The following is a 12,554-nucleotide window of genomic DNA, read 5'->3' on the forward strand; positions in this document are numbered from 1 at the left end:
GAGAGAGGAGCGTAATGAGGTGAAAGTCTCACGTTACGTTCTGAAGCCGAGCCAGAATGGTGACATATCTGGCTTAGGGCAACCCACTCCCGAACAGGAAAACCTGTTGAGGAGAACGTTAGGATGCGTGCGACTGGTGTACAACAAGGCACTGGCGGTACGAACCGAGGCTTGGTATGAACGCTTTGAACGGGTTGGGTATTCTCAAACCTCTTCGATGCTGACGGAATGGAAGAAAGAGGAGGAATTAGACTTCTTAAATGAGGTCAGTTGTGTTCCCCTTCAACAGAGTTTAAGGCACTTACAAACCGCTTTCAGTAACTTCTTTGCGGGTCGGGCAAAATACCCAAACTTCAAGATAAAACGTAACGGTGGCAGTGCCGAATTTACCAAGTCGGCTTTCAAGTTTAAAGAGGGTCAAGTCTATATTGCCAAGTGCTTTGAACCTTTACCCATTCGATGGAGTCGTCAACTTCCTACTGGTTGTACACCCTCAACAATAACGGTCAAATTAGATCCGAGTGGAAGATGGTTTGTTTCTTTGAGAATTGACGACCCAACAGACCACAAACTCAAGCCCGTCAATAAAAAAGTGGGGATAGATCTTGGTATCAGCAGTCTGTTTACCACTTCCGATGGAGTGAAGGTTTCTAATCCCAAGCATTACGATAAACTTTACAAAAAACTTCGGCTGGCTCAAAAATCTTTAAGCCGAAAAACCAAAGGCTCAAGGAACAGAGAGAGAGCAAGAGTTAAGGTAGCTAAAATCCAAGCAAAAATTGCTGATTGCAGGCGCGACCATACCCACAAGCTAACAACTCAACTAATGAGTGAAAATCAAACGATAGTAGTTGAAGATTTGGCTGTAAAGAACATGGTCAAAAACCATAAGCTAGCTAGAGCAATTAGTGATACGAACTGGGGAGAACTTGTCCGACAACTTACCTATAAAGCGGAGTGGTATGGGCGGGAACTGATCAAAATAGATCGATGGTTCCCTAGTTCAAAGCGATGTTCTAATTGTGGTTACATTGTAGAAAAAATGCCGTTGAATATCAGGGAATGGGATTGTCCTAAATGCAACTCTCACCATGACCGTGATATCAACGCAAGTATAAACATTTTGGCGGCAGGGCTTGCCGTGTCAGTCTGTGGAGCGACTATAAGACCGGAAGAGAGCAAGTCTCGGAAGGCAGGTGCTAAGAAACAGAAACCCAAATCGTAAGGTTTGGGAATCCCCTTCGTTTACGGAGAGGAGGATGTCAAGGTGTGAGTGCAATTGAGATGAGGTCGCAACTGGCGTTGTACTTAAAGCGAATGAGCGGAGTCTCCTGCACCTGGGAGATCAATCACAGAGTTGGGTTGCGGCTTGATAAGTTCACTCTACGAGTTTACATCAACATGATAGATTTAGACTTGGAGGTTGATTGTTCTGTCTAAACATACAGAGCCGTTTAGCAAAGGGCAATCCCCTCAACCGGATTAACAGGATTCATTCCACTTGCGATTAAGTCACAATGCTTGAATCTAATCTAGATCAAAATCTGCTCAATTCACAATGGCAATGTTGTCAAAATCAACAGGTACGCTCATGCTGATCGCTTAAGTTGGTTCGATCACAACAGGACAGAGGTAGAATAGTTTTTTCTCAGGTTATGGCGACGGAGCAACGCGGTTTGTAATTATTTAGGTTAATAGGTTTGATGTATGTCACCATCCATCTTAGCAGCTCGGGCAATTTTATTTAGATTTGTACGTCTTTTGATTACAATTACTATTGAGTCTTGGGTTTACAAAAGAGAGTTAGAAATCAGTCCCAAACAAGGAGTTGAATATGCTTTAATTATTAATATGTTTGCCGAAATCTGCGGAGGAGTTGTCTTTTCATTCACACAGTCTCTTGTCACGATTGATCTCGCTCGACATTTAGTGATCTATTTGATTTTAGATGACTTTCAACAAATAGCACCCGATGTTTTAATCCTGACCTTATTTTATTTTTTCATTTTCTTGCTCGCGAAATGGATGGGTCTATTGATCTTAAATGAGTTTGTTTTTGAAAAAGAGAATCGAACTCAAGAACCTGCAACAGATACCTCCGCTTTGGCAATGAATCAATGGGGGAATCAGTTAAAAGCGGTAACGAAAGCCCATACCATCAGTTACTTTCTAACCCTACTCTTTTCCATTTTTGAAATCCGTGTCTTTAACTTCTAGTAACCATGACCTGGAAAACGAATATAGATCGATTTAGAACTGTTGTGAATCCGGTAATGCCGCCGCGATTTATACATTGGAAAACGTTGCTCTTGGTGAGTATTGTCATTTGGGGTTTCTCCTTTATCGCAACGGATTATAATCAAGAGACAATTGCTGCTATCGGCTGGATACTCCTCACTATTAGTTTAGGTTGGCGAGCCAGCCAGCCGCCTTTTATCTTCGGAAGTTTTCCGTTAAGTCCTTGGCTGATTGCCACTTTAATTAGTCTACTCATCTATCAAAGAACCGATGAAACCGAACCCACTTTAGCTTTAAAAGTATGGCCGGTAATTGCGGCGATTTTGCTGGTGGTTGTGGAATGGTTAAAAAGTAGAAATCCAAAAAAATCCCCGCCCCTTTTGGGTCGAAAAATTCTATTAATTATCATCTTAATTCATCTCTTGCTGAGTTGCTGGATTGAGATCTATCTGCTAATTTTTCAACAGAGTGAAAATAGTCCCTATCTCAATCCGAACCGAACTCTACCCCGTGCCGCTTTTCAAGTCCCGTTATCTGAATCTATTCTGTTAGATGCTCAATTTAAGGAACAAATATTTTAAACTAGAGAAAAGGGAAATTTACGCAAGACAAGAAGGCAATGGTTATCCAAAAGTTAGAGAAATTACAATCTTTATTGAACGAGATGGAGCGGGCATTAATTGCCTATTCAGGCGGAGTAGACAGCACCTTAGTTGCCAAAATCGCCTATGATGTACTCGGCGATCGCGCCCTGGCTGTCACCGCGATTTCTCCGTCATTACTCCCTGAAGATTTAGAAGAAGCCCGCATTCAAGCCGCAGAAATCGGCATTCGTCATCAGGAGATCCAAACCCATGAAATGGAAAATCCTAACTATACTTCAAATCCGATAAATCGTTGCTACTTTTGTAAAAGCGAACTCCATGACAGCCTGAAACCGCTAGCGGTACAATGGGGATATTCCTATATCGTTGATGGCGTGAATGCTGATGATTTAAGGGATTACCGTCCGGGAATTCAAGCCGCTATTGAACGAGGAGTGCGATCGCCTTTAGCCGAAGTTGGTGTTAGTAAAGCCGAAGTGCGGGAAATCTCCAAATTATTAGATTTATCGGGATGGAATAAACCCGCTCAACCCTGTCTGAGTTCTCGCTTTCCCTATGGGGAAGAAATCACCCTCACCAAATTACAACGAGTCGGACGAGCAGAACTGTATTTACGGCGACTGGGATGGCAAAATTTGCGAGTTCGTTCCCAAGGAGATAGCGCTCGCATTGAACTCCCCCCCGATCAAATCAAAGAATTTGTATTCACAACAGATTTGTCACAATTGGTTAAAACCTTTCAGGAATTTGGGTTTGTTTATGTCACCCTAGACCTAGAAGGGTATCGCAGTGGAAAATTAAACCAAGTGTTAACGCCGGAAGTCCTGGGACGATCTTAAAAACTGTCCACAAAGTCTAGTCATAAAATGACCCTACCATAACAGAGATGGCAGGGAGCAGGCGACAGTTAAACGCTAACCCTATTGTCAGGGGAACTTCTGTAGAGACTATCGCCCGATGTGACAATTTGATGATCGTCCATATTCCCCAGGAGAAATACCGATCTCCTGCTTTCTACCCCCTCTCCTTCGTCCTGTGTCCGCCTACGCCTCTCGAAGAAAAGCTTAGAATTGATAAAAGACCTTATGATCTGAACTGACCTTCAGGTTAAAAAGGATAACTTAGTCCTTTGATTGTTTCAACATCATCCTAGTGTCGTACTCTACCCAGAACCCCCAACAGCTCGAACTCGACAAACTTTTTCCCTTTCAACTCGATCCGTTTCAGCTTGAAGCCATTGATGCTCTGAATGCGGGTAAATCTGTTGTGGTTTGCGCCCCTACAGGTTCGGGAAAAACACTGATCGGGGAATATGCCATCTACCGCGCTCTTAGTCGGGGAAAACGAGTTTTTTACACAACTCCCCTCAAAGCCCTGTCTAATCAAAAATTACGAGACTTTCGAGAACGGTTCGGGGTAGAGTACGACTAGGATTACTCACGGGCGATCTCTCCATGAACCGAGAAGCCGCTATTGTCGTGATGACCACCGAGATCTTCCGAAATATGCTCTACGGAACTCCCATCGGAGAAGTCGGGACTTCCCTCGAAGGCGTAGAAGCGGTTGTCCTCGATGAATGTCACTACATGAATGATCGCACTCGGGGAACTGTTTGGGAAGAATCAATTATCTATTGTCCCCCGGAAATTCAACTGCTGGCGCTGTCAGCCACTATCGCCAATAGCGATCAACTCACGGACTGGTTATGCAAAGTTCACGGGCCAACCGAACTGATCTATTCTGACTTTCGCCCCGTTCCCCTACAGTTTCACTTTTGTAACACTCAAGGACTCTTTCCCCTCCTCAACGAAAACGGTACGGATATTAACCGTCACCTCAAACCCAAAAAACGACACAATAACCGATACGACAACCGCCGCTCTCGTTTCCACACCCAACAACAGGGTCAAAGCTTGGTCAATGCCCTCAAGCAACTGCAAAAACAAGGCACTCTACCGACAATTTACTTTATTTCTAGCCGCAAAGGCTGCGATCGCGCTGTTGTCGATCCGAAAATTGAACGCCTTTCTTTTGTCAATTCCAGTGAAGCGGAACGTTTAGGCAGTGCCATTAACAGCTTTTTAACCACCAACCCCAAACTGAGAAATTTTAAATCTCTAGATGCTTTGTATCGGGGTATTGCCACTTACCATTTAGAACTGCCTCCGCCTTTTAGAATGTTTGTGGCGGAACTCTTTCGGCAAGGTTTAGTCAAGGTTCTATTTGTGCCTGAAACCTTGTATGTTCTCTATGAATTGCAAGAAGAAGAAATGCTTCCGGCGATTTATTTTATTTTCAGTCGCCGAGGCTGTGATCTGGCTGTCGAAGAATGTTTCTACGCTGTCCATGAACTTGGCTTTATTTCTCTGGTGAATGAAGAAGAAGCAGCACTGTTAAGAGAAAAAATTGATATCTTTGCCCATAACAACGATGTCTCAGCAACTCGTAGCATCGAACCGTTGTATTTGGGAATTGCCGCTCACCACGCTGGAATATTACCGACGTGGAAAATGTTAGTTGAGGAATTATTTACCCTGGGTTTAATTAAAGTCGTTTATGCCACCGAAACTCTCGCGGCGGGAATTAATATGCCTGCCCGGACAACCGTAATTTCTAGCCTCTCCAAACGCACTGATGAAGGAATTCGTCTATTGAAACCTTCAGAATTTTTGCAAATGTCAGGTCGGGCAGGACGTCGGGGAATGGACTTGTTAGGTCATGTTGTAACCGTACAAACGCCCTTTGAAGGCGCGGAAGAAGCCTATCATTTGACGACAAAAGAACCCGATCCCTTAGTCAGTCAGTTTACCCCGAGTTATGGCATGGTGTTGAATTTGCTGCAAACTCATAGTTTAGAACAGGCAAAAGCTTTAATTGAACGCAGTTTTGGTCAATATTTGTCTACCGCCTCACTTCAGCCTCAAGAAATTGAGATGCAGCAACTGCAAGCGGAACTGGCTGATATTGAGGCAAATTTGGGCTTAGAGGCGGGGAAAAGCATCGATGAGTTGGAAACTGTCATCACTCATTACGAGAAGTTACAAGCCCGTCTACGGGAAGAAAAACGCTTGTTAAAGCTTTTACAAGATCAAGCTGAGGAAACTCGAACTGCGGGGATGTCTCAGGCGCTGGTTTCTGCCGTGTTGGGTACAATTGTCAGTCTCAGAGGAAAACACGTCTCCAATGCCAGGAGTCCTGAAGACACACCCCTGGCGGCGGTATTAGTCGCTCAAACACCAAGTCCGGGTCAAGCCCCCTATTTTCTCTGTTTGGGTCAAGATAACCGTTGGTATGTGGTGGGGGCGTCGGATGTGGTGGCGTTGCATGGGGATATTCCTCGGTTAACAGCAGTTGATTATATGGATATTCCTGATATTCCCTATAAATTGGGTCAGAAGCGCAAAGGAGATACCCTCAGTGATGCGATCGCTCAACAAATTCCTGACGTTTCTCTGCCGGAAATTCCTCCAGAAGTGCAGCTTCAAATGCAGCAAGTTAGTGACATTGAAAACCAGTTAGAAACCCATCCGTTGTATGAATGGGGTAAACCCCAAAAGTTGTTAAAGCGTCGAGAACGTTGGACGGATTTGAATTATGAAATTCGGTTATTGCAAGCCGAAATTGAGGCAAATCAGGGTCATTATTGGCAGAAGTTTCTCGATTTGATCTTGATTTTACAACAGTTTGAAGCGTTAGATGAATTGCAACCGACTCGTTTAGGTCAGGCGACGGCGGCTTTGCGGGGAGATAACGAATTATGGTTGGGAATTGCTTTGATGTCCGGGGAATTTGATGATTTAGAACCGGCTGAATTAGCGGCGGCTTGTGCGGCGTTGGTGACTGAAATTTCGCGATCGGATACTTGGACAGATTATCAACTTTCACAACCCGTACAGGCGGCTTTAGAACGACTTTGGGGGTTGCGAAAAAATTTGATTAAGATTCAAAGTCATTATCAAGTGGAGTTTTTGGTCTTACCGGAACGTTGGGAACATCAAAATTTAAGTTCAATTATTGAACAATGGGGTCAAGGAATTGATTGGTTACAGTTAGTTGAACATACCAGTTTAGATGAGGGAGATTTGGTCAGGATGATTAGAAGAACCTTGGATTTTCTCTCACAAATTCCTCATGTTCCTCATTTGAATCCGATTCTTAAACAAAAAGCATCGGAAGCTAAAAAAATGTTAGATCGATATCCGATTAATGAAGATGTTGAATAGGAAATAAGGAAAAGACTTCTCAGAAACAGGGTTTCTTCAACTATCTTTTGATGATTGAACAAAGGTGATGGCAGAAACCGGGTTTCTCAAAGTGCTGGAAAGTTAGTCATTACCTGAAAGACTGCGATCGCTTTTCTATAAATTAAATAAAAAAAGAGCGATCGCCCTTTTTCAACGATTAATATAAGAAAGGCGATCGCATCTTTTTATTTGATTATCGTTGTGATCGCATCTTTTCATTCCCCTAGTTTCTAAGTAGAAGTACGGGAGATCGGATTAATTTAACCACCAAGAGACAAAGGAGTTGTGAACAATAACCTGCTTTATTTAGTTTTCATTCCTCAGAGTCGATCTACTGCAACAGATTGTGACTCTAAAATGCCTTTCTGATTGTTGATTCGATAATAAATGAAAGCTTTGACTCTATCTTGACCAATATATCCCGTTTTATTGGTTAAATGGAAAACCATATCAGAGTTTTCCAAAGGTTTTAAATCGATTGTTTTAGGCTCATTATTTATACAATAAACTACAGGATTTAAAACACCTTTTATTTCAATTTTATCAAGAACTATTATCTGGGTTTTCTCTTGAGGATTTTCTAGGCGAATCAATAGAGAAGCAAATCCAATATCTCGATTGGGATCAGGAGTTGCTCCAGAGGGAAGTCTCCTTTCTTCACGGACTGAGAGAGAAATAATTTTCATTTGTACACTTGTAGAAGCAAGAGATGGTTGAAATAATAAATTCAAGACTTGTGTATTGTCATGAATTTGAGAACTCAAAAACTGCATAAAAAAGATCAATGATAGAGCAATTAGACTGATTTTAATGAGCATATATAGCAGCCGCCAAGACGGTTAAGACGTTCTGATTTCCTAAAACCCTTGATTCTATACCCTTCTTCCCCTAGCCCCTTGGTATAAACAGAATTTGAGTCAGGGGCTATAAATTTAAAAATCATCTAAAAAAAGAGGATCTGGAAATATATGTTCCAGACTCTCTTTCTGGGAGTATTCTATTCAACTTTTACTCATCTTTAACTAAATTTTCTGGCCGGAAAGTTCAGGTTGTAAAGTGGTGCTACTTCCATATTCTGCTAGTCCACTGTTGGTCGTATAAGCCCAGGCAGTAAAACTTTGTGAAAGCTGAGATGCAGTTAGCTGTAATTGTCCTGGCTTGAATGTTCCATACAAGTGGCCCCCATTCACTCCCCAAGGGTTGTATAGAGTGAACTGCTGAGTTGATGAATTATAACCCACTAGGGTATATTCATGATTAGGAACAACATTTGATGCAACACCTGAATCTTTTGAAGCTACAGTAATCATGCTACCTGCGTTGAAAGCATTAATGATGGCATTGGTATTAACGATTCCACTAGGATCGTATACACTGCTAGTGATACGTCCTGTGATGTGAGGTATAGCATAGTAACCCGAACCATAGTCAATACCACTATAACTATTTGTGCCATCTTGCTGAATCCAACCAGACTGATTCACTTGAGCATAGGCTTTTTCCGCTAAGGCAACCCACAGTTCACCATTAGGTGTTTGAGCATAAGTCGGTGATCCTGATGAAGTCGGCAAATATCGATCCACAGTCACATAGTCTGTTACTCCACCGTTGTAGAAGCGAACAGTATAGGTGTTATCTCCATTGTCAATGAACATATTTTGAATTGTACTCGGAGAGCGAAATGCTGTCGCAGCTAAACTGGCTAGGTAGTAACAATCGTTAGCCGCACCTTGATCAATATCTTGGTAAGTTGCCCCGTTGACAAATAGAGAACCCGTGGCATATTGATAGGTATAAGGGGTACTCGGACGGTCAAGACCTAAAAACCACTTATTAATTAAGTTGTCCATCTGAGTTCCACTACTACCAGCAAACAAATTTCCCAGGGAACTACCTTGATAACGTTGGTTAGCGGGATCACTATTCACAATTTTATTCGAGAGAACACGAACAGAGTCTGGCATATTAAAACGACTGGCGTTATTGACTAAAGTTCGTAAGCTGGTCAATTCATTTGCATCAATCACACTGCCATCTTTAGCATCTCGCAAAATAGCGATCATGTCGTTACGATCTAGAACATTGTCAGAAGCCCGAGAACGAGCAATTGACTGTAAACCAGGGTCTTGAATGTTTTGGGCAAACCAGTCACTGCTGCCAGAGCTGGTAGAAAGACTGTAAGCTCCTGTGATCCCAGAAGAAAAACTGGTGACTCGAACTAAATAAGTTACACCCGACTGTGGTGTAAACGTTAACTCAGAATTGTTTGTCCCGTTAGCATCGTCGTTGTAAGTAACAACTGCACCAGTAGATTCATTGATGATTTGTACATAAGCGTCAAAAGCACTGGAGTTGAGGTTAACTTTCACCGGTTGACCAACAGTAACTCCCGTCAAGCGATAATCATCTTTGTAGGAACCAGTGCGAGTTGAGTTACTGGGGTCTGTGGTGCTTAAACTACCTGATAATGTTTGATTCACACCCATGTTAATGGCTGCGGCATCATTATCGGTAATTGTAACTGTGGCACTTGAGGTACTTCCCAAAGTGTAAGCACTGCTACTCGATAAACTCACAACTGATGTTTCTGAACCTTCAACGGTACTATCATCAATTACATTAACGGGTAGAGTTGCTGTGGTTGAACCCGCAGGAATCGTTAGACTGCCTGTAAGGTTACTATAATCTGTTCCTTTTGTCGCTGTTCCTGCAACAGTATAGTTAACAGTTAAAGCGTTAGCGGTGCTACCTGTACGGGTAATTGTAAATTGACCAGGGTTAGCGGTTTGTCCTGATATAGTTTCGGCAGCGCTGCTATCTGAGGCCGTAATTGTAACATTAGTGGGTGGAGTGGAAGTGGTAGAAAGACTGTAAGCTCCTGTGATCCCAGAAGAAAAACTGGTGACTCGAACTAAATAAGTTACACCCGACTGTGGTGTAAACGTTAACTCAGAATTGTTTGTCCCGTTAGCATCGTCGTTGTAAGTAACAACTGCACCTGTAGATTCATTGATAATTTGTACATAAGCGTCAAAAGCACTGGAGTTGAGGTTAACTTTCACCGGTTGACCAACAGTAACTCCCGTCAAGCGATAATCATCTTTGTAGGAACCAGTGCGAGTTGAGTTACTGGGGTCTGTGGTGCTTAAACTACCTGATAGGGTTTGATTTACACCCATGTTAAAGGTAGTGGTAGGAACAGATAGAGATAAGTTGTAATTTGTGTTAGCACTGCCATAGGGATAAACCTGAACATAGTAAGTGCCAGGACTTAAGCTTTGAGTGATAGATTCAGCCGTTGAACTACCATTACTTGAAGAGCTAATAATACTACCACTGCTATTGAGTAATTGCACATCTGCATCTGCACTTAATCCATTGAGAATCAGGCTAAGATTGCTGGTACTCCCAACATAAAAACGATAGTGATCATTGGTATCTGTACTACCAACCCAACCACTGAATGAGCGTGTACCATCCAGCGTTCCAATATCAAATGCAGTGCTTAAAGTATTATCCTGTTCAATAACAAGAGTTTGACCGTCTATAACAACGGTAGCGGTATCATCTTCTGCCTGAATTGCTGCCAGTTCAGTAGGGGTTAAGGTTTTGCCTTGAACAACTGCTGCAAAGTGTTCTCCCTCATCTCCAGGAGTATCTGAACTATTAAGAAGAGAATCAATAAAATGACCATATTCTTCTAAGCCAACATCAGCAATAACATCGGGGTTTTTAGTATTGGCTTCTAGGAATTCTTGAGCGAAATAAATTTTGGCATTTTTCTGATCAAAAGCCCCATTTCATCAGGCAATTTCTGGCTGAGATACGATTTCATTCTCAGGAAATTCAATCAACTCGCCCGTTAACCAATCTTGCTTTAAACTTTGGAGTTTTTCTGGATCTAAATTTTTCCCAAAAGCTTGCTCTATCTTGTCTACAAACTCAGGATCAGCAGCAAATATTTGCAGGATTTGCTTCATTTTTGAGAACCCTACATCTCTGGCTTGATCCAGGGAAGAAGCTGATACAAAATCAACGGTGGGAACTGTTGGCTCGACTGTCGCTGTTAGTAATGGGTTGGCTACTGGTGAAGAGATACAGCCGACAATCAGTTCCGAGTTAGTTTGTAACTCTGGAATCCTGGAATAGTTAGATGAAAGTAAGTTGCTGCTATCATCTTCCCCTGAAATTAAAAACATAAAACAGCCTCTTAACCTTGACTGGTTCTAAATTGTTATACTCAATGCCAATGTAATTTTTTCATAGTTGGTATTATTTACACTAGCCTTGAATACGATATTAAATCAACTTCCGCCTAAAAAGCCACAGTAAAAACACTGCTTTTTGAGAGATTTAAAAAGTATCAAAAATTGGCTTGTTCTCCGTAGAATTACTGAACCGATGGAGCAATCCATGATAGGCTATGAATTACACGCAACTGTTAAATAAATAATCCTCAACACAAATCAAAAAAAACTGAGATAATTAACATAAATAATCGGCGCTCGCCCACAACCCAAAACCCCTCAATCTGCAATCGCCTTCTCCCCCTCAACAATGTTGAGAAAATACATTGAAGGACAGGACGTGCCGTTGCATTAATCAAAGTTTAGACTGCCATTTCTGAGGGGCTGTCTGCGGGGGTCTCCCGCGCAGTTTATAAGCCCCGTCGTCACGGCAAATCTCGCGATTATGCCGGACGGATCAAAAGCAGGTTGGCTGAATTTGAAAATCCAGGTTAAAGTGTATTATTCAATACCAGGGTCAAGTCTCAAATCTGATGATTTTCTGTAATGCTCAAAAACTATCTTAACGGGGGGACTGGGGGGCTATAGCACTGCCTCCATAATCTTTGATTTGGGGGTAGGTACATGGACACCCCAGGTAAAAAGCGAGGCATTCGACCTGTCCGCTTTTTACAATCTCCGTATCAATTGTTAAACTTAATGACATAGAGTCAAAACAGCCATGTTGGTATTTGAGGCAAAATTACGAGGAACAAACGAGCAGTACGTCATCTTGGACGAGATGATTCGTACCGCCCTTTTTGTTCGCAATAGTTGCCTGAGGTACTGGATGGAGAACAAAGGGGTCAATAGATATGACCTCAATAAATACTGCAAAATACTCAGAGAACAATTTGAATGGTGCAAAAAACTTTCAGCGCAAGCCGGTCAAGCCAGTGCAGAAAGGGCTTGGAGTGCTATCGCCAGGTTCTTTGATAATTGCAAGAAAAAGGTTCCGGGCAAGAAAGGTTTTCCTAAGTTTAAGAAGCATCAAACTCATGGCTCAGTCGAGTACAAAGTTGATGGATGGGTGTTATCGGATGACCGATTAACCATTACATTTAGGGATGGTTTCAAAGCTGGAACTTTTAGAATGTGGGGAACTCGCGATTTACATTTTTACCAGAAAAAGCAGATTAAACGAGTGAGTGTTGTGCGTCGAGCCGATGGATATTATGTTC

The 12,554-nt window shown here is 42.3% G+C and carries 8 protein-coding genes and 1 pseudogene; 6 read left to right on the forward strand and 3 right to left on the reverse strand.

Going from position 1 to position 12,554, the window contains the following annotated elements:
• Positions 1-64 precede the first annotated feature (64 nt).
• The 5 genes and pseudogenes from WN50_RS02285 to WN50_RS36820 all read left to right on the forward strand — a co-directional run bounded on the left by WN50_RS02285 (position 65) and on the right by WN50_RS36820 (position 7,066).
• Positions 65-1,225 carry an RNA-guided endonuclease InsQ/TnpB family protein gene (locus WN50_RS02285; RefSeq protein WP_046279879.1) on the forward strand — a complete coding sequence of 387 codons (1,161 nt, stop codon included), beginning with the start codon at positions 65-67 and terminating at the stop codon, positions 1,223-1,225.
• Between the two features lie 482 nt (positions 1,226-1,707).
• A complete protein-coding gene (gene fraC, locus WN50_RS02290) occupies positions 1,708-2,217 on the forward strand; it encodes a filament integrity protein FraC (RefSeq protein ID WP_046279876.1) in 510 nt (169 codons plus the stop codon).
• Between the two features lie 5 nt (positions 2,218-2,222).
• Positions 2,223-2,819: a DUF5357 family protein gene (locus tag WN50_RS02295; RefSeq protein WP_049557691.1), complete on the forward strand. Its 597-nt coding sequence runs from the start codon at positions 2,223-2,225 to the stop codon at positions 2,817-2,819.
• 38 nt (positions 2,820-2,857) lie between these two features.
• Positions 2,858-3,682, forward strand: coding sequence for an ATP-dependent sacrificial sulfur transferase LarE (gene larE / locus WN50_RS02300; RefSeq protein ID WP_046279877.1), 825 nt, complete (start codon positions 2,858-2,860; stop codon positions 3,680-3,682).
• A 313-nt stretch (positions 3,683-3,995) separates the two neighbouring features.
• Positions 3,996-7,066: pseudogene (locus WN50_RS36820) on the forward strand (DEAD/DEAH box helicase).
• A gap of 341 nt (positions 7,067-7,407) precedes the next feature.
• Here the strand turns inward: WN50_RS36820 and WN50_RS02315 are convergent.
• From WN50_RS02315 to WN50_RS02325, 3 genes are all read right to left on the reverse strand, one after another.
• The gene (locus WN50_RS02315; RefSeq protein ID WP_200906194.1) at positions 7,408-7,851 is read right to left on the reverse strand and encodes a hypothetical protein; all 444 of its coding nucleotides are present in this window, start codon (positions 7,849-7,851) and stop codon (positions 7,408-7,410) included.
• Between the two features lie 258 nt (positions 7,852-8,109).
• Positions 8,110-10,857 (reverse strand): C2 family cysteine protease, encoded by a 2,748-nt coding sequence (locus tag WN50_RS30735; RefSeq protein ID WP_342586727.1) that lies wholly within the window; start codon positions 10,855-10,857, stop codon positions 8,110-8,112.
• 33 nt (positions 10,858-10,890) lie between these two features.
• Positions 10,891-11,286 carry a hypothetical protein gene (locus tag WN50_RS02325; protein WP_046281615.1) on the reverse strand — a complete coding sequence of 132 codons (396 nt, stop codon included), beginning with the start codon at positions 11,284-11,286 and terminating at the stop codon, positions 10,891-10,893.
• A gap of 769 nt (positions 11,287-12,055) precedes the next feature.
• Here WN50_RS02325 and WN50_RS02330 point away from each other — a divergent pair.
• On the forward strand, positions 12,056-12,554 hold a 499-nt coding region (locus WN50_RS02330; RefSeq protein ID WP_049557701.1), incomplete at its 3' end, for a transposase.

It is taken from the genome of Limnoraphis robusta CS-951 (genome assembly GCF_000972705.2).